This window comes from Rheinheimera tangshanensis, from assembly GCF_014645135.1.
GTDB classification, from domain to species: domain Bacteria; phylum Pseudomonadota; class Gammaproteobacteria; order Enterobacterales; family Alteromonadaceae; genus Pararheinheimera; species Pararheinheimera tangshanensis.
The window spans coordinates 395,656-422,644 of the sequence record NZ_BMLH01000002.1 but is presented as its reverse complement, the minus strand read 5'-3'; the positions used below and the strand labels follow the sequence as shown (position 1 = coordinate 422,644).

The following is a 26,989-nucleotide window of genomic DNA, read 5'->3' as shown; positions in this document are numbered from 1 at the left end:
GTGCACAATGGTCCATCCAAGTCATCTGACTGAGTCCCGGCAAGCCTTTCGCGTCGTGATGCTGTTAGCTGTCATATTGTGTACTGTCCTGCTCTACCCCAGGCTGATTTATTCGCCCGGTCTTGCTAATTACCTATCATTGCATATCAGCCTGGAAGTAATAGCGGTCTGCGTTTCTGTGCTGATTTTTGCCATCGGCTGGAACACCCAAAAATTTCTGCAATCGCCCCGTATTATCTGGTTATCAGCCTGGTTTTTGGGCGTCGCTCTGCTGGACTTATCGCACCTGCTCTCTTTTGTGGGTATGCCTGACTTTGTTACTCCATCCAGTGCGGAAAAAGGTATAAATTTTTGGTTAGCAGGTCGCACCTTTGCTGCTATCGCTTTGCTGGGTGCGTTATTTATGATGCGTATTCCGGCATTCAAGAACCGCAGTCTGAAATATCTAATTTCGCTGTTGGTTTTACTGTTAGTCACTGCACTTCATCTGCTTTTTCTGTTCTATCCAGATTATGTACCTGCTACCTTCAACGAAAAAACTGGCTTAACCTACTTTAAAATCAGCTTTGAATACAGCTTGATGTTTTGCTACTTATTGATTGCTTTGCTGAATCTCTCCAGTATGCGGACAGAGAGACGGGTCCACACTGCAGGGCTGTTCGCCGCCAGCTGTATTATGGCTATGAGTGAATTCTTTTTTACCCTGTATACCACTATGTCTGATTCTTATCACCTGCTTGGTCATCTTTATAAAATTCTTGCTTATGGTTTTTTATACAAAGCCTTGTTTGTTGAAACAGTTCAGTTGCCTTACCAGAAGCTCAAAGCGTCTGAGCTTCAGCTCAGTACCACGTTAAACGCTTTGCCTGATTTACTTTTTGAGCTGGATGCGCAAGGCAACTATTTAGAAGTTCATGCCCGAGAAACCTCCAAACTACTTGCACCTGAACACAGTTTGTTGGGGAGAAATATCAGGGATGTCATGACTCCTGAAGCCGCAGATACTTGCTTTGCCAGCTTGCAACAAGCTAAAACCGAAAGCATCAGCCGTGGCCGTCGTATTGCTTTGCATCTGAATGGCCAACAGCGTTACTTTGAACTCTCTGTCGCCATCAAAGCCAATATCACACCCACCCGGTTTTTAGTGTTATCCAGAGATGTCACCGACTTAGTCGAACAAGAACAATCACTGAAACAAAAACAGCAGCAGCTGGATTATTTTTTCAGCTCTAATCTGGACCTGTTCTGTATTTGCGATCAACAAGGCCGCCTGCTACAGCTGAATGAGGCCTGGCAGCCTTTGACAGGTTTTAGCACGACTGAAATGCTCGGTTCTTCTTTGCTTGATTTTGTCGACGCTACGGACCAAACCAAATTGCAGCAAGCCATAGTGCAACTGCAACAAAATAATGATGTGCTGGATTTTGAAATCCAATGGAAAATGAAGGAAGGCGGGTCCTGTACTTTGGAGTGGCGAATCAAATTTGATGGCACCCTGATTTATGCCTCAGCCCGCGATATCTCAGAGCGCAAACGTCAGAATGCTACTATTCAGAAGCTCTCAGCGGCAGTCGATCAAAGCCCCTTTCCTATCATCATTACTGATGCCAATGCCTGCATTGAATACGTTAATCTGGCTTTTGTTGAAAACTGTGGTTACAGCAAAGCAGAAGTCATAGGTCAAAATCCGCGAGTCCTGAAGTCAGGCTATACCCCTGAACAAACCTATAAGCAAATGTGGAGCAAGCTCAAAGCTGGCGAGCTGTGGAACGGCGAGTTGATTAACAGGCACAAAAACGGTTCTCTGTTCACTGAGTCAGCTTATATCTATCCTATTCGTAATGAACAAGGTGAAATTGTTAACTACCTGGCGCACAAAGAGGATATTACCGCCCGTAAACAAATTGAAGCCAGACTACAGCAACTCTCCAACTTTGATCAGTTAACTGGTTTGCCTAATACCAGTTTGCTCAGGCAACGCTTTGAGGAGCGCGAGTCAGCGCAGCTATCTGACGGCCAGACGACGGCGCTTATGTATTTGGATCTGGATAACTTTAAAGTGATTAACGATGCTCTGGGTCAGGCGATCGGAGATTTAGTATTACGGGAAATAGCACAACGTCTGCGGGTACCACTGAATGATCAGGATACATTATCGCGCCAATCCGGGGATCATTTCACCTTGTTGTTTCCCGAAATGTCGCAGATGCAAGCCACAGCTATGGCCTCGCGTTTGTTGGCCACGCTGGCTGAGCCTTTATTGATTGAACAACATGATTTGTTGATCAATGCGTCTATTGGCATCGCCTTGTATCCGAATGATGCAACAGATTTTGATGCACTGAGACTTTGTGCTGAGACCGCCATGTACAGAGTGAAACAAGACGGGCGAAACAGTTTCCGCTTTTTTGCTCCTGATATGCAGGAAGACAGCGCCCGCTCGCTGGCACTCGACAACGCCCTGAAACATGCTATCAGCCGTCATGAATTACGTTTGGTGTTCCAGCCTCAGGTCTGCCTGCAAACCGGCCGCATTGTAGGGGCCGAAACTCTGCTACGTTGGACCAGCGCGCAATTTGGTGAAATCTCTCCGGCCGTATTTATTCCACTTGCAGAAAACAATGGCTTGATAGGTCCCATCAGTGACTGGGTATTGGAGCATGCTGCCAGACAATTGAAGCAATGGCAGTCAGTAGGGATCACAGAGCTGCTGCTGGCAGTGAATATTTCAGCCTTGCAATTTGCGCAACCGGGTTTTGTTCAACATGTGATTGAGCTGGTGACAAAAGCCGGGGTAAAACCACAGCAGATAGAGCTGGAACTGACAGAAGCTGTGGCCTTAAAAAATCCTCAAGCGGCTAGTCTGATTATGAAGGAGCTCAGTGCTGCAGGTTTCTCTTTATCGATCGATGATTTTGGTACTGGATATTCCTCGATGAGCTATCTCAAGGGCTTTGCTGTGGATCGGCTGAAAATAGATCAGTCCTTTATCAGAGAGCTGCAGGTTAGCCCTAATGATCAGGCTATTGTGAAAGCTATAGTGCAGATGGCTCACAGTCTGGGCATGCGCACCATAGCGGAAGGCGTGGAGACACAACAGCAGCAAGACTTCCTCAGTGCCCAATACTGCGATGAAATTCAGGGCTACTTTTTCAGTAAACCTTTAAGTGCGGAGCAGTTTGAATTATTTTTCAACACCCATACTAAGCAGGCAAAGCCCTACCCAACCAGCAAAGCATTCTGAGGTTAAGCTCAATGGATAGAGCACTTAGGGTACAAAACGCTAAGGTCGGCAAAGGTATTACCGCAGCTGTGCGCCACTTATCCCACTAAATCTGCCATTTACTGCAAAACCTGTCTTTTCAGCACTGCTTTTGGCATACTCGACCAGTTAACAGGTAATGATTTTACTGTGATTCCATAACAAAAAAGCAACCAAGATACCCAGAAGGAAATATTCATGCGCAAGACGTTAATTGCCAGCGCTATCGGCGCAGCAGTCGCTTTAAGTGCCTGCTCCAAGCCAGCGGAAGAAGCAAAAACCACAGCAGCAGTTGAACAAACTCAAGCTGCTGCACCAGCAACGGAGCAAGCTGCGGTGACCAATCCATTGTTAGTAAAAAGTACGCTGCAATACGAAGCACCTGAATTTGACAAAATTAAAGTTGAACATTATCAGCCAGCTATGGAAGAAGGCATCAAACAGCATATGGCTGAGATCCTGACTATTGCTGATAATAAAGAGCCTGCAACTTTTGAAAACACTATTGTCGCTATGGAAAAAAGTGGTGAGTTGTTAACTCGTGCAACTAGCACCTTCTTTAATATGACAGGCACCATCAGTAATGATGAGATCCAGAAAATTCAATCTGAAATGGCACCTAAATTTGCTGCGCATTCAGACAATATCAACCTGAATCCTCAGCTGTTTGCCCGGGTAAAAGCAGTGTATGACGCCCGTGCCACCTCAGGTTTAGACGGTGAGGCCACTCGTTTAGTTGAAGACTATTATGAGCGTTTTGTTCGTGCCGGTGCCAACTTAACCGAAGAGCAAAAAACTAAAATTCGTGCTTTAAACGAAGAGCAGTCCACGCTGACCAACAAATATCAGCAGAACCTGATGGCGATGAAAGATCAAATCGCGGTTTATGTGGATACCAAAGAAGAATTAGCAGGCTTATCAGAAGCTGAAATCACAGCAGCGGCAGAAGGCGCGAAAGCCAAAGGTAAAGAAGGTAAATTTATTATCGAAATTACCAACACCACTCGTCAGCCAGCTTTAGCTGCACTGGAAAACCGTGAAGTACGTAAAAAAGTATGGGAAGCCTCAGCCTACCGCGGTACTTCAGGTGAAACAGACAACCAGCCTATCGTTGCCCGTTTAGCGCAACTGCGTGCTGAACGTGCCAAGCTGCTAGGGTATGACAACTGGGCGACTTACCAGTTAGAACCTACTATGGCCAAAACACCTAAAGCTGTACTGGATATGTTCGGTTCTATGGTGCCTGCTGTCGTAGAAAATACCAAAAAAGAAGCTGAAGCTATTCAGGCCATGATCAAAGAAACCGGCGGTGACTTTGAATTACAACCATGGGACTGGGAGTTCTATGCTGAGAAAGTACGTAAAGCCAAATACGATTTAGACGAAGCCCAAGTGCGCGAGTACTTTGAATTTGAACGCGTCCTGAACGACGGTATGTTCTACACCATGAACAAACTGTTTGGTATCACCATGAAGGCCCGTCCGGATTTACCTGTGTATCACCCGGATGTAAAAGCTTATGAAGTGTTTGACGCTGACGGCAAAAGCATGGCTATTTTCTATGCTGACTACTTTGCCCGTGACGGCAAACGTGGTGGCGCCTGGATGAGTTCTTTTGTCGAGCAAAGCAAGCTGTTAAATCAGAAGCCTGTAGTTGTAAACGTGATGAACATTCCTAAGGGCCCAGCCGGTGAACCTACGCTGGTGAGCTATGACAACGTGACTACTATGTTCCATGAATTTGGTCATGCTGTGCATGGTTTATTCTCCGACGTGACCTACCCGGCTTTAGCTGGTACTTCAGTGTCCCGTGACTTCGTTGAATTCCCGTCGACTTTCCAGGAAGACTGGGCAGCTCACCCTGATGTAATTGGCAACTACGCCAAACACTACAAAACAGGCGAAGCTATCCCTGCTGAACTTTTGGCAAAAATCATGAAGTCACGCAGCTTCAACCAAGGCTATGACACACTGGAATATATGTCTTCTGCCCTGCTGGACATGGAATGGCATTCTCTGCCAGCCGATGCGCCACTGCAGGACGTACAAAAGTTTGAAGCCGCAGCTCTGAAGAAACATGGTGTGGACTTAGCCGCTGTACCACCACGTTATAAGTCGACTTTCTTCGCTCACGTCTTCTCTGGTGGTTACTCAGCCAGTTACTACGCTTATATGTGGAGTGAAATTCTGGCGGCTGACGCTTTTGCCTATGTGCAAACTCAAGGCGGTTTAAAGCTGGAAAATGGTATTAACTTCCGTAAAAACATTCTGTCTATTGGTAACAGCAAAGACCCAATGGAAGCCTACAAAGCCTTCCGTGGTCAGGAACCAACCACAGATGCGCTGTTAATCCGTCGTGGTTTAAAGACTGGTATTAACTAAGTACTGAGTTAAACCACCTCCTCAAGAGGTGGTTTAATATCGCTGATAAAAAAGGCCGGATACTGAGATCCGGCCTTTTTTTATTGGTGCGTTTAACGCTTCATACTGCCCAGTTGTTCCAGACGCAAATGCCAGCTAAAGGCTTCAGCCAGCAAATGCGGCGTATGGCCACCTTTATGACAGGCTCGGTCAAAGTAGTCCTGTAATTGAGCTTTGTAATCCGGATGGACACAATGTTCAATAATCACTTTGGCGCGCTCCCGTGGTGCTAAGCCACGTAAATCCGCCAACCCCTGTTCAGTGACCAGAATATCCACGTCATGTTCCGTATGGTCGACATGACTGACCATAGGCACCACACTGGAAATAGCACCGTTTTTGGCAATAGATTTAGTCACAAAGATCGCCAGATGAGCATTGCGGGCAAAATCTCCCGACCCACCAATACCATTCATCATCTGTGTACCGCAAACGTGAGTCGAGTTGACGTTACCGTACAAATCAAACTCCAACGCAGTATTAATGGCGATAATACCCAGACGGCGCACTAATTCAGGGTGATTGGAGATCTCCTGCGGTCTGAGCACCAGCTTGTTTTTGTATTTTTCTAACTGACTAAAAACTTCGGCATTACGACGCTCTGACAAGGTAATAGAACTGCCGGAGGCAAAATCCAGCTTGCCTGCGTCAAATAAATCGAAGGTGGAGTCCTGCAAGACTTCGGAGTACATGGTCAGATGTTCAAAAGAAGAGTGCAGCAGGCCCATCATCACAGCGTTCGCAATGTTGCCGATACCGGCCTGCAGTGGACCCAGATTTTTTGCCAGATTCCCGGCCTGCACTTCCTGCTCGAAAAAACGTACCAGATGGCTGGCAATAGCCTGAGTCTCTTCATCAGGGACAGACACTGTCGAGTATGAATCCGGCTGCTCGGTAAAGACGATGGCGACAATTTTCGCCGGATCGATTGGAATAGCCGCGCTGCCAATGCGGTCATCCACTTTCACCAAAGGCAAAGGCGTCCGGCTTGGTCTGTACGTTGGAATATACACATCGTGCAGACCTTCTAAATCAGCCCGGTGCGAGGTATTGATTTCGACTATCACTTGTTTGGCAAAAATGGCAAAACTGGCGGAATTACCCACTGAGGTAGACGGCACAATATGGCCCTGCTCAGTGATAGCCACAGCTTCAATGACGGCGATATCAGGTAACTTCAACTGGTGATTACGCAACTGTTCGACCGTTTCGGACAGATGCTGGTCAATAAACATCACCTCACCATTATTAATGGCTTTACGCAGCGTACTGTCGACCTGAAACGGCATACGCCGGGCCAGTACACCGGCTTCGGTCAGCGCTTTGTCTAAATCATTTCCCAGCGATGCGCCTGTCATCAAACTGATTTTCAACGGCTGAGTTTTAGCTTTGTGTGCCAAAGCCTGCGGAACAGCTTTCGCTTCCCCGGCTCTGGTAAAGCCGCTCATACCTACCGTCATACCATCTTTGATAAAGTCTGTGGCCTGCTCGGCAGACATCACTTTTTGATGTAAAGCGCTAAGGCGGATCCGATCGAACTGCATTTCTGAACCCCTGTATCGTTAAAAAACGCGACATTTTACGCCTGCAATCAGGCACCAACCAGCCAGACTTAAGTCGTATATCACTGGCGATGCGCTAAAGCTCGGCTAACCGAGTCAGGCGTTAGGTTTGTTGCTCACTTAATGCCCGGCGATTTGCATCTGGCCTATCAATACCGAACCTGTCAGCACGCCACCACGAGGGTCAACGTCTTTGCCTATGGCCTGAATATCCATAAACATTTGCTGCAAAGTACCAGCTATAGTGATTTCGGATACAGGGAACTGAATTTGACCGTTTTCAACCCAGAAACCTGCAGCACCACGCGAGTAGTCGCCTGTGACTGTATTGACGCCCTGCCCCATCAGTTCTGTCACCAACAAGCCCGTGCCCATATCACGGCAAAGCTGAGCTAAGTCGGCATCCCCATGTTGCACTAACCAGTTATGGATACCACCGGCATGACCTGTGCTTGGCAAACCTAACTTACGGCCTGAATAACTGGTGGTCAGGTAGGTATTTAATACGCCTTGATCCAGCACTGTTAAATCTCGGGTTTTCACACCTTCGCCATCAAAAGGACTGGAGGCTAAAGCTTGTTTTAAATGCGGGCGCTCAATAATAGTGACTTTGTCGGACATCACTGGTTGGCCTACTTTATCCAGCAAGAAACTGGATTTACGGTAAATACTGCCGCCGCTGATGGCAGAAACCAAATGACCAAAAATACTGCTGGCGATATCAGCACGGAAAATAACAGGCACTTTTTGCGTACCGAGCTTACGGCCATTTAAGCGTTGTACTGTTTCCATCGCCGCTTCACGACCAATCTGAGCCGGGTCCAATAAGGCACCTAATTCACGGGCTACTGTGTAGCTGTAGTCGCGCTGCATATCATCGCCATCTTCACCAATCACCACACAGCTTAAACTATGACGGCTGCTTGGATAACCAACTAACTGGCCATGACTATTGCCATAAACTTTTAAGCCCTGATGTGACGAAAAGGATGCGCCCTCCGAGTTGGTGATACGCGCATCGTAAGCAAAAGCAGCCTCTTCAGAAGCTTTACACCATTCAATAGCCTGTTCGGTAGAGACCGAAGCCGGATGGAATAAATCCAGATCCGGCGGCGATAATTCCAGCCAGGCCGCATCAGCTAAACCTGCATGTGGATCTTCAGAGGTGTATCGGGCTATATCAATAGCAGCTTCTACAGTGCGTTTTAACGCAGCGGGGCTTAAGTCAGCGGTAGACGCCGAGCCTTTACGCTGGCCGACATAAATGCTGATGCCTAAACCACCATCCTGATTAAACTCGACGGTTTCTACTTCACCATGACGGGTCTCGACACTTAAACCGCGAGTGCGGTTCATCGATGCTTCAGCACTGGTTGCACCTAATTGTTTGGCATGCGCCAGCACCTGGCTGACCGCATCTTTGACTTCGGCGATTTCTTGCCAGATTGTTATTTCGGTTTGACTCATCTGTTTTTATACCTACCAGAATTTTAGGCTCAGCTTACCATAGTTCCACACTAATTGGACGCAGGGGGGTCAACACAACTGCCGCGATGTTGGACGACTCGGCCCAAAGTAATTGGAGTTGCAGCAAGGCGACAAGCGAACGAGATCCCAGGAGCATAGTTGTCTATGTGACTGGGGCCAGGAGTGCGGTTAACGCCGCTGCGGCTTCAAGTACGAAGGGCGCCGCTGCTATTGCTCGGGAGATCAGGTATACTTGCCACATTAAATAAGATGGTAAGAGAATTCTATGGCCGATATGACCGACTTTACCCATGGCGACGACTGGGATGTTGAGCATGGTAAAAGTAAAACCCAAGTCAAAAAAGAAATGACTGCGTTACAGAAACTGGGTGAAGAGCTGGTGGCATTAAGCCCTGCAGCCCGCGCTAAGTTAGATTTAGATGAAGAGTTAAAAGACGCTTTAGCACTGGCTGACAAGTTGGTGAAAAAACACGAAGCATTGCGCCGCCATATCCAGTTTATTGGTCGTTTAATGCGTACCCGTGATCTGGAACCTATAGAGCGTGCTTTGGCCGTGCTGCGTAATACCAATCAGGCAGCGACCCGTAAGTTTCACTTAGTAGAAACCTGGCGCGATAAACTGATTGCTAACCCGGACGCCTTAACTGAATTTGTTGAGGCATTCCCTGAAGTGGACGTACAGCAGTTACGTGCACTTATTCGTAATGCCAAAAGAGAACAGGAAAAAGGTCTGCCACCTAAGGCGTTCCGTGAATTGTTCCAGCTGATTAAACCGGCTATTTTAGAAGATTAAAAAATGGGGTCAAATGTGACCCCATTTTTATATCAACCGTTTCACCACTAAATCTGCACCTATACGGCGCAACTGACCTAACAGCTTTTGCACTACTTCCGGATAATCGCGTACTGTTTCAATTTCTGAATAATGCACAATTTCAGTGGCATGGGCTGTGATGACCTGTTTTTCCTGCTCCAGCAGAGTTTTTAACTGCTGCAACTCGTCTTCGACATAAATACCGTTTTCAAAATCCAGAGCAAAAGCACGGGGATTCAGGTTATGGCCTGTAAAAAGATGTTTGACACCATCCACACTCAAGCCTTTCAGATGGTAGCTGTTGTCCTCATGTTTCCACAGTTTGACGTGTAATAAACCTGCATCGATGAATTTTTGATTCGCGCGGACAAACTTACGCAAAATGGTTTCGTAGAAATACGGTAGACCACCAATTTTGCTAAAACGCTGACCTGGCGGAATATAAAAATCGTTAGCAGTTTTATCGCCCACTACTATGGTCACTGTGACACCACGTTTTAAACATTTACGCAGCGCACGAGCCAAAGCCACAGGCGGATTAAAATAAGGGGTATAAATTAAGACGTCCTGTTGTGCCACAGAAAGCAAAGCAAGCACTGTACTATTCAGCTCGTTATTACGCCGTCCCAGGCCCATCAGCAAGGAAGCACGTAAAGCTGAATCGGTTTTATCCGCATACTGATAACGGGTGGCTTTGGCATGTTTGAGCCATAAACGTGACTGACGTTTCACCGCCTGACTGACATAGTCTTCGTCATCCAACAGTTCAGGTGTTTGTTCTTCATCACCAAATAGCTGCTGATGCGCCTGCACTATGGCGTCTGTCATCACCTGATTTTGCAGCACTAAATAACGGTCAGCACGGTAACGGTTTTGTTCGGCCAGATAGACATTGTTCAGTGACGCACCGCTGTACAGCAGGGTTTGATCAAAGACAAAACCTTTTAAATGCAGTACACCAAACAGCTCACGTTTTTTCACCGGCACGCCAATAATTTGGATAGGCAAGTCGTAGTCTTTGGCAATCTCACGATAAAAATCGTTGTTGGTGCGGGCGCCTTCCTGACCAATCAGGCCACGACGGGCGCGATGGTAATCAACATACACAGTCACTTGCAAATCAGGTTTTTGCTGTTTAGCGACAAATAAAGCCCGCAGAATTTGTTCTCCAGCCTCATCAGCTTGTAAATACAAAGCTGTGATCACAATACGATGTTGAGCACGCTGGATCAGATCAAGCACTGTGCTTTTGTAATCGGCAGCTGACCACAATACAGAAACGGTTTCAGCCACCAGATCTGTTTTTGGCAATTTGGCCAGACGACGTCTGTTTAACAAAGTTTGTAACATAGCAGGCGAAATTCTCAGTCGGCTAAAATGGGGTCAGATCACATTGTTAACAGTTAACAATGTGATCTGACCCCATTTTTAGTTCAAATTTTAATGAGTGGGATCTTGCCGCAAAACGGCACAAAGTCCTAGTGTTTTTCGTCAACAGGCTCTAGTTAAGCCGTACCGCCTACCGTCATGGCATCCAGTTTTAAGGTCGGCTGACCCACACCTACAGGCAGACTTTGGCCTTGCTTACCGCAGACACCAACACCAGCATCAAGCGACAGGTCGTTACCGACCATAGACACCTGCTGCATTGCCTCTGGGCCGTTGCCAATCAGGGTTGCGCCTTTAATAGGCGTGGTAATTTTGCCATCTTCTATCAGATAAGCTTCTGAGGCTGAAAACACAAATTTGCCTGAGGTGATATCCACCTGACCACCACCAAAATTCGGTGCATAAATGCCTTTTTTCACGCTGCCAATAATTTCTTGTGGGTCGTATTCACCGGCCAGCATGTAAGTGTTGGTCATTCGGGGCATAGGTAAATGAGCAAAAGACTCTCGACGGCCGTTGCCTGTTGGCGCCACGTTCATCAGCATGGCGTTGTGCTTATCCTGCATATAACCTTTGAGAATGCCGTTTTCGATCAACACGTTGTATTGACTGGCAGTACCTTCGTCGTCGATATTCAGTGAACCACGGCGATGGGCCAAAGTGCCGTCATCGACAATAGTGCAGTGCTTGGATGCAACCTGCTCCCCAATACGACCCGCAAAAGTAGAGGAACCTTTGCGGTTAAAATCCCCTTCCAGACCATGCCCAACGGCTTCATGTAACAGCACGCCAGGCCAGCCAGAGCCTAACACCACAGGCATAGTGCCGGCTGGTGCATCAACGGCAGTTAAGTTGACCTGAGCCATACGCACGGCTTCGCGGGCATACCCTTGCCAACGCGGTGAGCCATTGACATCTTCAAGGAAATACTGATAGTCAGTGCGAGCGCCACCACCGCTGCCACCGCGTTCACGGCGACCATTGTGTTGCAGCAGCACTGAACAGTTTAACCGTACTAAAGGACGGATATCTGTTGCAAAAGTGCCGTCAGAGGCAGCTACCAATATTTCTTCATACACACCGGACAAACTCACAGCGACCTGTTCAGCACGGCTGTCGAGACTACGGATATAAACTTCCATCTGCTTGAGTAGCTCAACCTTGGCAGTGTTATCCAGACTTTGCAGTGGCTCACAAGGTAAATAAATTTCTGGTTGAGTTTGCTGCTTAAAGACCTGTACAGTGCCTTGTTGCCCTACAGCTGCTATACCACGAGCTGCTTCTGACGCTTGTTTTAAGGCAGCTGCAGAAATAGAGTCGGCATATGCAAAGCCGGTTTTTTCACCACTGATGGCGCGAACCCCCACACCCCGTTCGATGTTAAAAGAGCCGTCTTTGACTAAACCATCTTCCAAACCCCAGGATTCATGCACACTGGACTGAAAATATAAGTCAGCGTAATCCAGCTTGTGCGCAAATAAAAAGCCTAAGCTTTGCTGTAAATCACTGGCGCTTAAGTCACTGGCGCTTAACAGGTTATGTTCGACCTTACTCATACTTTGAACTCACTTTGAAATCTGTTGTGGTGCCTTACCGGCATTTTCTCTGCCAGCTGCTGGCAATAATCTAAATCAATTTCGACACTCAGCACCATTTCGCTGCTGCCATCGGCTTCGGCCAGAATACGGCCCCAAGGGTCGATAATTAAACTATGGCCATAAGTCTGACGACCATTAATATGAGTGCCGATCTGAGCAGGTGCAACGACAAAACTCTGGGTTTCTATGGCACGGGCTCTTAACAAGGTATGCCAATGTGCTTCCCCTGTCACAGTAGTAAAAGCCGAAGGTACAGCCATCACATTCATGCCTTGAGCCGCTAAAGCCTGAGCTAAACCTGGAAAACGTATATCGTAACAAATCAGCATGCCCAGTCTTAAATCGCCCAGCTGGGCCAGAGTTAGTTTTTTACCTGCCATAGTAGTAGCTGATTCCGAATACTGCTGACTACTGTCGTTGACTAAGGCATCAAACAGATGAATTTTCTGATAATCCGCCAGTAATTCACCTTCAGGGCTATATAACAGACTACTGGCGGCAAAACGCTTTGGATCAGAAGTACGGGTTGGCAAAGTACCAACCAGTAAATACAGCTGATATTTTTTTGCTAAAGTCGCATAAGCACTTTGAAAAGTGCCTGCGCCTAAGGTTTCCGCCAGTTGCAGATTTAAACCATCAGGGCCGGCAAATACTGCCACACCTTCGGGTAAAACCGCCAGATGCTGTTCTGCTTTAGGTAACTGTGCCAGTAATTGATCCACTTTGGCCAGATTGGCTAAAGCATCAGGGCCACTGGTCAGTTGTACTGCAGATAAACGCCAGGGTTTAGCCATTGGCTTTGTCCTTGGTTTTGCTGTTGGCGGCAGGCTTGGCAGGCTGTTGCTGCGGCTCTTGCTCCTGCTGCAAACGTAAGCGTTTTTCCTGTTCGGCTTTTAACAAATCAGAACGTGGAATTTCAACTTCAGTCGTATGACGAGCCACTTCAACCACTTCAGGCTGATCAAAGTTACCTGTCACGACAAAATTCACTTTTGAAATGACTTCAGCCGATTCCACAATTTCGTCCAGAGCTAAAGCTGCCAGACCGGTCGCAGGGTTAAACTGCAATAAGGCAACTAACACAGGCAAACTTGAGGTGATCTTGGGTAAAAATGCCATCTGATAATCCAGCTGACGGGTGACTAAGTCGGCATAACCCTGAATTTCAATTTTACCTGCTGCACCATCCACCATGGTATTGTTGGTATGGGCCACACCTTTATCCAGCTGTAAATCACCTTTCATTTCAGTGTAGAAAAAGCCTTTGGAGAAAATATCTCTGAAGTCCAGTTTCAGCTTACGCACCAAAGAACCCAAACTAAATATCGACAATAAACGTGCACCTTTGTCGCTGACCTCGGACAAAGAGCCTTCCCCCAACTGCCAGTTCAGTTTGCCGCCTAAAGTGGCATAGTTAAACTGGGTAGGCCCACCAGCCCAACTTAAATCATCAATGCGAACTTCAGCAGAACTGCCTGCTACCGCCGAGCTTAAATGGTAATCTTTCATCAGTTGACCAAAATCAGGGCTGATTAAGCTTGCTGATAATGTGGTGACACCTGCTTCCGTATCTTTTTGCCACTGACCTTTGATACTTAACTGATGCTTTTTGTAACGTGATTCAAAGCTCTGAATCGTTAAACGCTCACCATCAGATTCGGTTTGCATTGTCAGTTGGCCTAAATCAAAAGGCCCAAACACACAACTTTTACAATCCAGTTTGATAGGTGGTAAGTCGGCCAGCCATGGCATAGGTTCGGGTTTCACCACATCAGCCAACGCTTTGGCAATTTGTTGCTCTTTCGTCAGCTTTGCCAGAGATTCGGCAGCAGCCAAGGCTTCAGCTTCGGCTTTCAACGGGTCATAAGGGAATAATTTCAAAAACTCCAGATTGGCTTCTATCCCCTGCGCCATCAAGTCTTTTGCTAAGGTTAACTGGCCTTTGGTTTGAGTGGAATTGATGTCCACGACCCAGGAATTGGCTTCCGGCTTCAGCTGCAGTTGTACCTGATCAAAGCTTATCTCGTCCGTCACCTTCAGCGTATTTACTTTGGCTTTGACGGAAGTCAACGCAGGCAAGAGTCCGGTTTCATCCGATTGCTGACTGACTTGATGACGAATCAGCTCAAACCAAGGCATAAAGTCGGTTTTATCCAGATTGGCACTGATGGTAAAACCATCGGCAAAACCAGCATTTTCTTTGTCGCCTAAACTCAAATGGGCACGACCTATCTGCCCCTGCTCATGCACATAACTGGCGTCAAAAAATACTAAATCCTGATAAGTTAAGGCGATGACTGAATTATCCTGACTACCACTGGACGACCAGAATACAGTGCCTGACTGGCCTGACTTTTTCGCTAAAGGCGCTGGCAGCAGTAATTCGGTATCGGTCAAATCCAAGGCTAAATCAGCCTGATAGGTATAGCCCTCACCTGCTAACAACAAATCCAGCTTAAACTGCCAGTTCAGAGGGCCTGCTGCAAAGTGCTCCAGTTGAGGTGCTAAACTCAATAGCAGTTCCTGACTATTCTGCAAACCCTGGCTTAACAAAGACACCTTGTAGTTATCTTGTTGCTGCTCACCACGAAAGCCAAACTGCACAGGAATATTACTGATAAAGAGCTGTAAATCATCAGCTGTCAAAATGTCGTTATGAAACGAAAGCCGACCTGTCAGGTTTTCACCCACTAAAGCTGGAGCCGACAAAGCCACTCCATTGCGCTCAAAGTCGATAGCACCTTTGATATCTACTGTTGGTTCATTCAGGCCAATGCTCAGACGCACGTCACCTTTAACAGGACCTGTGACACCTAAATAAGCCAGAGTTTCCCCAACAGAATCGTGCAAAGGTGAAGCCTGCATGAGGGTGGTGACTTGTTCCGCCAGCAATTGTTGTTTGATATCGATGATCAGCTTATCGGCGTTATATAAATCAGCAATACCAACCTGCACCCCTTGTTCTACAGGCGCATCCACCAGATAACCAGATTTGCTGCTGATCAGCATGGCCGCATTTTCAAAAAACAGTTCAGCCGACAAATCCGTTAAGCTGGGCCAGTTTTCATCAAATAAAAACTCAGCATTGGTCACCTCAGCCACTGCCTGAAATACACCGTCTTTTTCAGCATAAGGGTAAGCAGAAAAATCACCGGACCATAACACTTTACCTGAACTGACATCCCCCGAGACCAGCGCTGGTTTCAGGTAATTAATCACAGATTCCGGCATATAAAATTTCGGGAAAAACTGTTCTGCGTTTTGCACCGGCACGCCATGCAGCTCTGCGACTAAATCCATATCAGGTTTATCGTCCAGATTGACCACTAGTTCAGCCTCGAGGCTAAAAGCGTCCTGCCACAAACTTAAGTAAGGCACTAAGATTTGCCAGTTGCCAGCGCGCTTGCGCCAGGCCAGCTCTAATTCAGCGCCTTTGTACGTCCAGTCTTTACTAAAAGCCTCTCCCCACTGCAGCGCACCGTCTTGTGCTTTTAAGCCCAGCCAGCCAAAATGAGGGGACGCAACAAAACGGCCGTTAAAGCCTTTGACACCAGGCACATCAGCCACTGGTGCTGAAGAGAATTCATTAAATTGACCGGACAAGTACCACTGATCACGTTCTGTAACCAGATCCACTCGATCAACTTTACCATCCAGTTGATAAGCAAGCAGAGACTGCAGTTGCTCTGACCCATCAGAAAACAGTTCCAGCAAAGGCCGGGCAACCCCTAACTGAAGATGTTGTAACGACGCCTGATAACCCAATTCATTCTGACTCAGCTGCAACTGTAAACCTGGCCAGCTTTGACTGCTGTTACTCAGCGTCATAGGGCTTGAGCTTAAGTTCCAGCCTTTAGCCATAGGCACCCAACGCAGATAACCGTCAGACAAGGCGACTTTATTCCAGACGCCATCTTTCAGCCAGCCCACGTTGTTGTCGGATAAAGCCACATCTATTTGTTGTAACTTACCGGCTTTAATATCGCCCCAGGCGGCAAAGTTCAGTTTAGCGCTGTTAAGCTTGCGGGTTTGAGGTAATAGCTGCTGAAACCATGGCAATAAATCCAACTGCTGGCTGGCCAGATACAGCTGGCCCTGAGCTTTAGACGGTTCGCCTGTTAAATCAATGATAAAAGACAAAGTATTGGCCGTGACATCGGCCACAGACAGCTCGCCCCAGCCCTGATGACGATCCCCCTCGTTTTGCCAGTTCAGCGCTTTGATATCCAAGCGGATATCCTCGTCCTGGGTGTTGTGAAACACCAGCTGGCTGTCGAGCACGGAGAAATGTTGTAGCTGTTTAAAAAACAGATCCTGCAAGGCATCAAATAGCTGTTGGTTATCCGTAGGAGTGGCAACCCCAGTGCCTAGCCAACGTTGAGCATCCACTCTGTAGGTTAAGCCTGTCAGTTCAAAATGAGCAGCACTGAGCTTCATGGTGCGCAGTGAACGCCAGAAATCTAAACGAATACCGGTTTCCCTGACTGTTAACTGCGGCTGATAACTGCTGTCGAGAACTTCCAATTGCTGTAACACCAAAGCAGGTCCTGTGCCCTGCCAGCCAGCAGATAAAGCGCCAATCCTTACTTCAGTACCGTATTCGGCTTTGATCCACTGCTCAATATCGGTTTTATAACCAGGGGCATACGGCAAGCCAAAACGTAAGGCTGAGACTAAGGTGGCCATCAACACCACGAAGATAGCAAAAAAGATCCAGAGCTTGTGTAAGCAATACAACCAGGCCTGTTTTACCGTTCGCACTACATCATCACCACGTCAAATTGTTCCTGACCGTATTGAGGTTCGATCACGACACTGATTTGTTTACCAATAAAAACTTCGAGTTCAGCCATGCTATGAAATTCATCATTTATCAATGCATCTTTTACCGCAGGTGATGCATAGACCACAAATTTATCTGCCACATAAGCACGGTTCACCCGGACTATTTCCCGCAATATTTCAAAACAGACAGTTTCGACTGTTTTTAAACTACCACGACCTTCACAAACAGGGCATTCGCCACAAAGTACATGCTCTAAACTCTCCCGAGTACGTTTGCGGGTCATCTCGACCAAACCCAGCGCAGAAAAACCATGAATATTGGTTTTGGTTTTATCCCGGCCCAAAGCCACTTCTAAACTATGCAACACGCGCTTCTGGTGCTCTTCGCTTTGCATGTCGATAAAATCGATAATGATAATGCCGCCCAGATTGCGTAATCGCAACTGGCGGGCGATGGCCTGGGTGGCTTCGATATTGGTGTTAAAAATGGTCTCTTCTAAGTTGCGATGGCCAACAAAAGCACCGGTATTGACGTCTATAGTGGTCATAGCTTCAGTTTGGTCGATCATCAGATAACCACCACTTTTCAGCATAACCCGACGTTCCAGCGCGCGCTGGATTTCATTTTCTACATCGAATAAATCAAACACAGGCCGCTCGCCCGGATAATACTCCAGCCGGGCGGTCATCTCTGGCACAAACTCTTCAGTAAAAGCATGTAGTTGCTGATAAGTCAGCTTACTGTCGATTCGCACCCGCTCCAGATCAGAGCCGACAAAGTCACGCAAAATACGATAAGCCAGTGTCAGCTCTTCGTACAACATGGTCTCTTTGCGGGCATTTTTCTTACGTTTTAAAACTTTGGCCCATAACTTTTGTAAAAACTTACCATCGTGCAGCAGTTCATCTTCACCTGCACCTTCAGCTGCAGTACGAACTATGTAGCCACCAGTTTCATCCAGACAAGTGCTGACAATATCTTTCAGACGCTGACGTTCAACTTCACTTTCAATACGCTGAGAAACACCAACATGAGCCGAACCAGGCATAAATACCAGATGGCGGCTTGGTAAAGTGATATCAGTGGTTAAACGGGCGCCTTTGGTGCCGAGCGGATCTTTCACCACCTGCACCAGCAAATACTGGCCTTCGTGCACCAGCAAACGAATATCTTTTACCGGGCCCGCTTTGAGCTCAGCATCGGCGATATTTAAGCCTGCAGTGACAATATCTGAGGCATGTAAAAAGGCGGCTTTATCCAGGCCTATGTCGACAAAAGCAGCCTGCATACCAGGCAAAACACGACTGATTTTGCCCATATAAATGTTGCCGACCAGACCATGTTTGGCCTGGCGCTCAATATGCACTTCCTGCAATACACCGTTTTCAATCAAAGCAACCCGGGTTTCACTTGGGGTGACGTTGATCAATAATTCTGCGCTCATCGCTGCTCCTTCAGAGCCTGTAGCAACTGGGCTGTTTCATACAAAGGCAAACCGACTACGGCAAAGTAACTGCCATCGATGCGTTGTACAAATTGACCTGCCAGTCCCTGAATACCATAACCACCGGCTTTATCAGCCGGCTCGCCTGTATTCCAATACCAGAGTATTTCCTGTTCGGACAGCTGTTTAAACCAGACTTTAGTCGCGACTGTCGTGCTGATGACTCCCTGCTCTGTCGCAATAGCCACAGCAGTTTTTACCCAATGACTACGACCTGACAGTAATCTCATCATGTGCTGAAAATCAGCCTCGTCCACAGGTTTACCTAAAACTAAGTCATCGACCTGCACTATAGTATCGGCGCCCAGAGTGGGAAGTGGAGTACTTTGATTGGCAAAACCGGCGCGGGCTTTTTGCTCCGCTAAACGCAGTACGTACTGATCGGCGGTTTCGCCCATTAATTGAGTTTCATCAATAGTGCCACTGACCAGCACAAAATCCTGCTGCAACTGGCCTAATAATTCGCGGCGACGGGGGGAAGCGGAAGCAAGGGCTATCATAAAGACACTCAATGAATTTTAAACTGGCGACGGATACGGCGTAATAACCAGAAGATCCAAGGCCAGACCGCAGCACCAGTCACTACAGGCCATAAATAGGCCATAGTAAAGACCACGCCAGTTAAGAAATGACTGAGCCAAAAGATAAAATAATGATAAAACGCTAAAAACAGCGCTATAACTAAACTTTGCTGCAAAATGGAGAAATTACGAATTTTCAAATGGTGTGCAGAACAGAAATAAATAATGACAGAGTAAGCTAAAGCGTTGACGCCAAGCACAGTACCGACCAGCACATCCAACAAAAAACCAACGACAAAAGCAGTCCCTATACTGACCCGAAATGGCAAAGCCAAAGCCCAGTAAAACAATACCAATAAAGGCCAGTCGGGGCGGAATAGTTTCACCATAGCGGGTAAAGGCACCACAGCCAATACCAGCGAAAACATCAGAGATAAATACACCAGATACAAACGATGTGACTTTTCCATCAGAAATCTCCTGCCACAGCGGACGCTTCAGCATCAGGCGGGGCGATTTGCTCGTCAATTTCCGGTTTAGCTTTAGGCCAGACTAATAACACATAACGAATACGATCAAGCTGGGCATAAGGTCGGGCATACACCTGCAAAAACGGCTGCTGTGCATTGCGGCTAATTCGTACGACTTCAGCCACCGGATAGCCTTCGGGGAAAATACCGTCCAAACCCGAGGTGATCAGTTTATCACCCTGCTGTATATCGGCACTGTGTGGGATATGCATCAGCCGCACTTCATCCGACTGACCCAAGCCTTCAGCCACCACATGGTCACCATTACGCTCGACCCGCAAAGAGATCGCATGAGTGGTATCAGAAATCAGTAAAGCGCGGCTACTGGTTGGCCCCACGCTGACGATTTGTCCCAGAACCCCTAAATCATCGATTAAAGGTTGCTGCGCCACGACGCCGTCATTGCTGCCTTTGTTAATCACTATCTGATTACTGAACGGATGGCTGTAGACCGCCAGTACTTCAGCGACCAGACGTTTGCTGTCCGCTACTGGCACTGACCCCAACAAAGAGCGCAGTTTGTCATTTTCCTGCTGTAAAAATTGCAGGCGCTGCATCTGGGTATTTTGCCGCAGCAAAGTTTCACGCAGCTTCTGGTTTTGCTCCAGTAAACGCTGGTGAGACATAAATTGCTCGGAGGCATCAGACAACATGGCTTGAGGTAAATTGGCCAGATAATACAAAGGACTCACAGTTGCGGTTAAATAACTACGCAACTGTGTGGAACTATCGGTAAATCTGTCCAGCGTCATTAGCCCAACACTACACAAGACTGCAAGAAACAGTCGTAATGGCAGAGATGGGCCACGCTCAAAGATAGGTTTCATTCAGGACTGACTTGTTAGTCGTAACTAAACACATCACCGCCATGCATGTCGATCATTTCTAAAGCTTTACCACCACCACGAGCAACGCAGGTCAGCGGGTCGTCAGCTACAACCACAGGAATACCGGTTTCTTCCATCAACAGACGGTCTAAATCACGTAGTAATGCGCCACCACCTGTTAACACCATGCCGCGTTCTGAAATATCAGAAGCCAGCTCTGGTGGAGACTGTTCTAAAGCCACCATAACGGCAGAAACGATACCAGCTAGAGGCTCTTGTAAAGCTTCTAAAATTTCGTTGCTGGTCATAGTGAAACTGCGAGGCACACCTTCAGCCAGATTACGGCCACGGACTTCAATTTCCAGAATTTCATCGCTTGGGTAAGCTGAACCAATTTCTGTTTTGATACGCTCAGCTGTGGCTTCACCAATCAGAATGCCGTAGTTACGACGAATATAGTTGATGATGGCGTCGTCAAACTTGTCACCACCAATACGAACTGACGAGGAATACACCACACCGTTCAAAGAGATAATAGCAACTTCAGTAGTACCACCACCAATGTCGACCACCATAGAACCAGTCGCTTCAGATACAGGTAAACCTGCACCTATTGCAGCAGCCATTGGCTCGTCAATTAAGTAGACTTCGCGTGCACCAGCACCTTGAGCAGATTCACGGATAGCACGGCGTTCAACCTGGGTAGAACCACAAGGTACACAGACCAGTACACGTGGGCTTGGACGCAGGAAGCTATTGCTGTGTGCTTGTTTGATAAAATGCTGAAGCATTTTTTCAGTCACATAGAAGTCGGCAATTACGCCGTCTTTCATAGGACGAATGGCTTTGATATTGCCAGGAGTACGGCCAAGCATACGCTTAGCTGCGTGGCCAACGGCCGCAACACTCTTAGGTCCGCCAGTTCTTTCCTGACGAATAGCAACAACAGAAGGCTCGTTTAATACGATACCCTGATCTTTTACGTAAATGAGTGTATTGGCTGTCCCCAGGTCGATCGACAGATCATTTGAAAACAGACCACGCAATTTATTTAACATGGAACAGACTAATCCTTTTAACTAAGAGGTGGTGACACAAGGTGCCCGACGAAATGGTGCTTATTTTAAGTAACAAAACGCCAAGAAAATAGCTTTATCTTTAGTTTTTACCAAATTAAACCAAAGCCATTGAAAAGCCAATTGTTTCGTCATCAGACAAGGCAGATGAATTTAAGTTTTGTCAGCACTGAATTAGTTTTAGTTCAGCCGCTCCTGCCAGAAGATTTGACGCTTGTTGCCCTGATACCGACCAAACTGAGCTTCTGCTGCAGGGTTTGTGAGTACCGTCCCGCCATTCCACGGGAACTGCAGATAATTCAGCGCTGGTGGGATCTGGTATTGCATAGTGGCATTACCTGGCACGCCTGGCGCTGGAATAAAAATGCCGGAGAAAGGATTCTGCCCCGTTACCATGGTTCCAGACGTGCCACCTTTTAAGGTGGTAATGCCTGTTACATTTAAATTAGCCGCAGCAAAAAGGGAGCAACTGTCATCTAAATTGCGCTCAAACCGGCTGCCATTCCAATACTGGCTTTGCAACACGATAGGCAAGTCTTCGTCTTCAGGGCCTGAAGCGTTCAACAGTGCAAAACGGCCATAACGCATATCCAGAGTCCCACTGAGAGCCGCAGCAACACAGCTACTGCCACAGGCCCCTGCACTGGTCGGGTCCATATCTTTTACCTCTAAGCTCCTACCATCCAGATCATCAGTAATCTGAATACCAGCTTTTAACGACGAGTAAGGGCCGTCGGGTAGAGCTTGCTTGCTAAAGCTCAGATCGGTATGCATCAACTTATATTCCCCGGCTACCCAACTCGACGCCGGAACATTAATTCTGCTACTGAGGCTTGTACCGTTGTCAGCATTTTCCAGCACCACAGAAGGCACAGCGAGCACACCATAAGCTGGACCGTAGTTCTGAGTAATTTCACCAGCAAAATTTCTGGCCTGAAGTTCGTAAGCCAGTTTTATCGCAGGTTGTCCCATGTAAGTGAACGCTGCACAGCTATTTTCAAGGGTGGAGCTGGCTAAGGTGTAATGCTTCGGATAGAAACGCCCCACTATGTAAGGAACACTGCTAAAAGCAGCACCTGAACCTGTGCCTAAATAATCATTATCCGCAACTCTGGCCAACACACTGAAACTACCTGCTTCATTCCAACTGAAACCGGAACTATTGAACATTCCGTTTGTTATTTTGGTAAAAGTAGCGCCTTGAGTGAAAGTTCCATCGACGCCTCCGGCAGGGTGCACCAATTGGCCAAATTCTACGGCAACAGTTTCGGGAGCAGTAGTCTCATTACCATAGTTAGGAGTAATAGCGCCGAGTGCATTCACAGCAGAAACATCAAGTTGGAAAGGATCGCCTGCCGCAATAAAGCCTGGCCCAGTACCCAGGCTTTGCGGATTTGTTGTATTAACAGGATTTGCAGGGTCAGAAGTATCTGAAAATAAAGCGTTAGTGACATTAATACGATAAGGACGAACCACAAAATCGCTAAAACCACTCAAAGTAACAGCAGGATTATTACCTGCTGCAGGTAACGACAGAGATGCAGATAACCTTAATTGCCCTACATCACTGTACTCAATACCCAGGGGTGCAAACCCCTGATTGTCAAAGGTAAGACTGACGTTTTTAATAAGCCCTGCTTCGGAGCCGTTGAAGATCGTGCTGGTCGTTGCCGAAGTAGTATTATCCGTGAGTTTAAGAGTCTGGCCAGGAACACAACTTATCGGATTACTGCAGTCAAAAGACATAGCTACATTCCGGGTTCCTGTAGTTCTGGCTTCACAAGCCATGGTATCCGTATTCGTTTTCACGGCTCTTAAATAACCACCGCCTTTAACAGCCGCAATCTGATTTGCTATGCCTGCCGTTGATGTTTTATCCCGATAAAACTTAAATCCTGCATTACTGAAGTTAATTTTACAGCCCGTTGTAGTGCACACTGTTGGATTAGCTGCACCAGTCAGTGACAATGTGGTGTCACCTGGATTCGTCTGGCGTAAATAAACCGTAGTACTACCTGTAAATGTCAGATTATTTCCCCCAACAAAAGTACCGCCATTAGTTGCACTAATCGTAGTGCTTACCGGGCTTGCAGCCAATACGCTACAGGAACTATTAGCGCAGGCTTTAATTTCAATAGCTTCAGCTTCACAAGTCAGGCCTTTATTCACATAAACTAACTCAAAATGATGTACTTGATTGCCTAACTCTATAGGCGTAGAAGGCTTTTGCGTACAGACCTGGATATTGGTGATTTCATGGAAGTTGGTGTTATCGCCAGTTGAGCCAGTGTAAGACAGTAATAAATTAGCGGGTGGAACTGGCTGGCCTAAAGCTAATAAATTTGAAGAGTTTAATAAAGTACTGTAGGTGGTACTGCCTGCAAGGCGACGCTCAAGCTGAAAAGCAACAGCCGTTGAACTGGAGGCTGTGGAATCTATAGTAATTCTGTATCTGTCACCACGGCCAAGGCTGCTGCCTGATGCACTGAGTGCCGGCAGCAGGGGGTCAGTGCCGCCCAACCAGCCATAACTGGTGCTGCTGGCAGCCCTTACCCCTATCGCATTACGCCTGACTACAGTGCCACCAACCCGACCTTCTGTCGCCTGAGAAAAACTGCCATATTCGTCAAATCCAATCCCCAGCCAGCCACCGGCAAAGCCGCTCTGAGCAGGACTGACATTAGTGCGCTGCGCGTAGCCCAGACTGCCACCATAACTGCCTGGCACTGGAGTAACAGCCGCGTCAGATAAAACCAACGCAATACCGTCAGCGCCATTCGTACCACCACCATAAGCATAGTGGTCAAATTCTATGGTCATTTTATTACCAGCCGCAGGAAAGCTGCGTTTAAAGGTAATAGAAGTCGATTGATTTTGTATGTTTTCGGTTAATCGCAATCGACTTGGCGATGTTCTGAGTGAAGGGGGGGTACTGTTGCGTTGGGTCAGATACCAATTGGTATCGCTGGTGAAGTTTTCGTTAAAACACTCGTTTGTACAACTGGCCGTTTGTTGGTACATAGCTTGAATTTCTGCTGCAGTAGGCTCATGAGCAAAAAACTTTACCTCATCAATCTGACCACGAATGCCATTGTCTCCGTCTGGCAAAGCGCCAATAGACAAGCCGGTATCCCCATCATTAGGCGTGCGATCGCTATTGCCATTACCTATAGTTGCATTGGGCGTATTGCTAACTAATACATTGTTGACATACAAACGCAGCCGCTTATTTTGTTTACTGTAACTTACAGCAATATGTTTCCATTGCCCGTCAAATATGCCTGAGCCATTCACTTCTACATAACGTAAGTCTTCGCTTTGCATCCGCACGGCAAAACGTAACCGTCCTGCAGAAGTGCGTAATAGCTCAAAACGTCCATCATCGTCGTCCTCTACGCCATCTTCATCTCCATAAGCCAGAATAACCTGCCGGTTGCCAGACTGCTGAGACGCGTTCATTTTCAGCCACAAGGCAAAACCAAAATCATCGGCGTTATGAAAATAAGCATTAGGTTCGACATAAACATGAGGATTGTTTGATGACGAAGAGCCCCGCAGGAAAGTACCAAAGGTACAAGAAGCAGGTGAGGGATCAATCACAGAGGTGGCAGCACCATAACGCGCAGTACCATGTCTAAGGTTGACTGAGGAATCAAGCACCTGATTCGATGCACCAGTCCACTGTGCTTCATCGAATTTCCAGTACGTATCAGCGGCTGGCGGCGGTGCTGCCTGGCACAGGGACGGTGTAACAGATTTATAATCACAATCACCGTAGATAGCACTATCTGGCCAGTTCCCTGTAATGGTTCCCCAGTCAGTTCTCACTGTGACATTACCATACACAATTGAGTCTGTTAGTTTTACATGGTGTAACCCTTCAGGGAAATTATCCGTGGTTTCAATATCACCGTAGATTGTACTGTCATTGACTTCCACCAGATAACGAGCCTGCAAATTCCCATGCACTTCAGCGCCATTATTGACAAATACTCTATTGGAGTTAGTGACATTGGCCGTGATATCACCACCGTTAATAGTGACATTGTTTGAGCCAGCGCTGATATTCCCTGACAGCATAGTGACATTGGTCAGAATAATTTCGTTGTTCCCTGCGCTTAAGTCACCTGTTACCGTACTATTACTTATATTGATACCGTTGTTACCCGCCAGGATCCCGGCATGGATAACAGCTCCGCCAGACACTGTGACCTTACAGCATTGCACATTTATACGGCCAAATGCCTGGCCGCCGGTAAAAGTTACAGCGCCGTTGCTTGAAGTAATAGTGCCCATCACTGTTGAATTAGTGGATTGAACTGTGCCACTAACGCTGATATTGCCATGCACAGTGGTATTATTTGTTAATACGACATCCTGTGTACTGCCGCCGCCAATTGAACTATATAAAACAGAGTTATTCAGTTGAATAGTCCTGCCACTTTCGGCAGTCAGAGTTATAGGGTTACTGCTGTTACCTAAAGTAACACCAGTCAGATTCACTCCATTGTTAGAATGAATGGTTATTGCTGTACTGGATGTAATTACATCACCCTGTTGCAAAGAAAAAGGCTGATTCCAGGTACATGTGTAAGTAGTGCCATTCCAACTGCCCTGATTACCACTGCACAAAGCCGGTCGGTTTGGAGGAGTAAGGTTATAGGTCGCCGCACTCGCCTGCGACATGCTTAGCATTGTTAAAACAATCAACAGAAAAAACAGGTGGACAGAAGTCACTGCTGCATTACATTTCATAATTCACTGCCCTGAAACAACACATCACTGCCACACTTCCATTTCCAGAGTTCTTGAACTTGTATAACTGCCTTCACCGCAACGACCGATACTGGTCAAATAATAGTGCTTGATCCCTACGTTTGTATCATTACTTTCCACGCAGCTGACTTCTGCTTTACATTGAGCTAAGCCTGATGTTGAAAAATTATAATTTTTGGCTTCTTCACACACCAAGGACTCGCCTGTCGCAGTACTATCTGAAGCTGAAGTTTTTCGTTGTAATGGATAAAGTTCAGCCAAACCTAATTCCAAACCCGTTTGAGCTGCAAAAAAAGCCCTGATGCCTAAAACTTCAGTTGAGACCATGCTTGAACTGCTAATCACTAACCGACTTAATGCAGCGACAAGTAGCCCCATAACCACAATAATAAACAAGGCGACCATCAGCATGGAGCCTTGTTGTTTTTTTAACGA

Annotated in this window: 16 protein-coding genes; 3 read left to right on the top strand and 13 right to left on the bottom strand. The window is 47.0% G+C overall.

The annotated features are described in order from the left end of the window. The first annotated feature begins 7 nt into the window (after positions 1–7). A complete protein-coding gene (locus tag IEW88_RS06460) occupies positions 8–3,244 on the top strand; it encodes a bifunctional diguanylate cyclase/phosphodiesterase (protein ID WP_147903528.1) in 3,237 nt (1,078 codons plus the stop codon). Between the two features lie 216 nt (positions 3,245–3,460). Further along, positions 3,461–5,644, top strand: coding sequence for a M3 family metallopeptidase (locus tag IEW88_RS06455; RefSeq protein WP_147903527.1), 2,184 nt, complete (start codon positions 3,461–3,463; stop codon positions 5,642–5,644). 92 nt (positions 5,645–5,736) lie between these two features. On the opposite strand, the gene scpC is transcribed toward IEW88_RS06455, so the two are convergent. Both scpC and pmbA read right to left on the bottom strand, forming a co-directional pair. Beyond that, positions 5,737–7,227, bottom strand: coding sequence for a succinyl-CoA:acetate CoA-transferase ScpC (gene scpC / locus IEW88_RS06450; RefSeq protein ID WP_147903526.1), 1,491 nt, complete (start codon positions 7,225–7,227; stop codon positions 5,737–5,739). A gap of 138 nt (positions 7,228–7,365) precedes the next feature. Further along, the gene (gene pmbA / locus IEW88_RS06445) at positions 7,366–8,712 is read right to left on the bottom strand and encodes a metalloprotease PmbA (protein WP_053424072.1); all 1,347 of its coding nucleotides are present in this window, start codon (positions 8,710–8,712) and stop codon (positions 7,366–7,368) included. A 286-nt stretch (positions 8,713–8,998) separates the two neighbouring features. On the opposite strand from pmbA, the gene yjgA reads away from it, so the two are divergent. Then, entirely contained in the window at positions 8,999–9,526 is a 528-nt protein-coding gene (yjgA, locus tag IEW88_RS06440; RefSeq protein ID WP_147903525.1) for a ribosome biogenesis factor YjgA, read from the top strand. 27 nt (positions 9,527–9,553) lie between these two features. Here the strand turns inward: yjgA and pssA are convergent, their stop codons facing one another. The 11 genes from pssA to IEW88_RS06385 form a co-directional block, all read right to left on the bottom strand. Further along, the gene (gene pssA, locus IEW88_RS06435) at positions 9,554–10,897 is read right to left on the bottom strand and encodes a CDP-diacylglycerol--serine O-phosphatidyltransferase (protein ID WP_147903524.1); all 1,344 of its coding nucleotides are present in this window, start codon (positions 10,895–10,897) and stop codon (positions 9,554–9,556) included. A 155-nt stretch (positions 10,898–11,052) separates the two neighbouring features. Further along, on the bottom strand, positions 11,053–12,492 hold the full coding sequence (tldD, locus tag IEW88_RS06430) for a metalloprotease TldD (RefSeq protein ID WP_147903523.1): 1,440 nt from the start codon (positions 12,490–12,492) through the stop codon (positions 11,053–11,055). Further along, positions 12,489–13,328, bottom strand: coding sequence for a carbon-nitrogen hydrolase family protein (locus tag IEW88_RS06425; protein WP_147903522.1), 840 nt, complete (start codon positions 13,326–13,328; stop codon positions 12,489–12,491). Before IEW88_RS06425 ends, tldD begins: the two co-directional genes overlap by 4 nt. After that, positions 13,321–17,295: a YhdP family protein gene (locus IEW88_RS06420; RefSeq protein WP_147903521.1), complete on the bottom strand. Its 3,975-nt coding sequence runs from the start codon at positions 17,293–17,295 to the stop codon at positions 13,321–13,323. Before IEW88_RS06420 ends, IEW88_RS06425 begins: the two co-directional genes overlap by 8 nt. Further along, the gene (gene rng / locus IEW88_RS06415; RefSeq protein WP_053424066.1) at positions 17,295–18,764 is read right to left on the bottom strand and encodes a ribonuclease G; all 1,470 of its coding nucleotides are present in this window, start codon (positions 18,762–18,764) and stop codon (positions 17,295–17,297) included. The genes IEW88_RS06420 and rng overlap by 1 nt, the downstream gene beginning before the upstream one ends. Continuing rightward, positions 18,761–19,324 carry a Maf family protein gene (locus IEW88_RS06410; RefSeq protein ID WP_147903520.1) on the bottom strand — a complete coding sequence of 188 codons (564 nt, stop codon included), beginning with the start codon at positions 19,322–19,324 and terminating at the stop codon, positions 18,761–18,763. The genes rng and IEW88_RS06410 overlap by 4 nt, the downstream gene beginning before the upstream one ends. An 8-nt stretch (positions 19,325–19,332) precedes the next feature. Next, positions 19,333–19,815: a rod shape-determining protein MreD gene (gene mreD, locus IEW88_RS06405; RefSeq protein ID WP_053424065.1), complete on the bottom strand. Its 483-nt coding sequence runs from the start codon at positions 19,813–19,815 to the stop codon at positions 19,333–19,335. Then, complete coding sequence (gene mreC / locus IEW88_RS06400) at positions 19,815–20,702, bottom strand: rod shape-determining protein MreC (protein ID WP_147903519.1); 888 nt, start codon at positions 20,700–20,702, stop codon at positions 19,815–19,817. Before mreC ends, mreD begins: the two co-directional genes overlap by 1 nt. A gap of 14 nt (positions 20,703–20,716) precedes the next feature. Continuing rightward, the gene (locus IEW88_RS06395; RefSeq protein ID WP_046521342.1) at positions 20,717–21,760 is read right to left on the bottom strand and encodes a rod shape-determining protein; all 1,044 of its coding nucleotides are present in this window, start codon (positions 21,758–21,760) and stop codon (positions 20,717–20,719) included. Positions 21,761–21,958: 198 nt separating this feature from the next. Then, positions 21,959–26,464, bottom strand: a complete 4,506-nt coding sequence (locus IEW88_RS06390) for a DUF6701 domain-containing protein (protein WP_185148553.1) — start codon at positions 26,462–26,464, stop codon at positions 21,959–21,961. Between the two features lie 93 nt (positions 26,465–26,557). Continuing rightward, positions 26,558–26,965, bottom strand: coding sequence for a pilus assembly PilX N-terminal domain-containing protein (locus IEW88_RS06385; protein WP_147903517.1), 408 nt, complete (start codon positions 26,963–26,965; stop codon positions 26,558–26,560). Between the last annotated feature and the right edge of the window lie 24 nt (positions 26,966–26,989).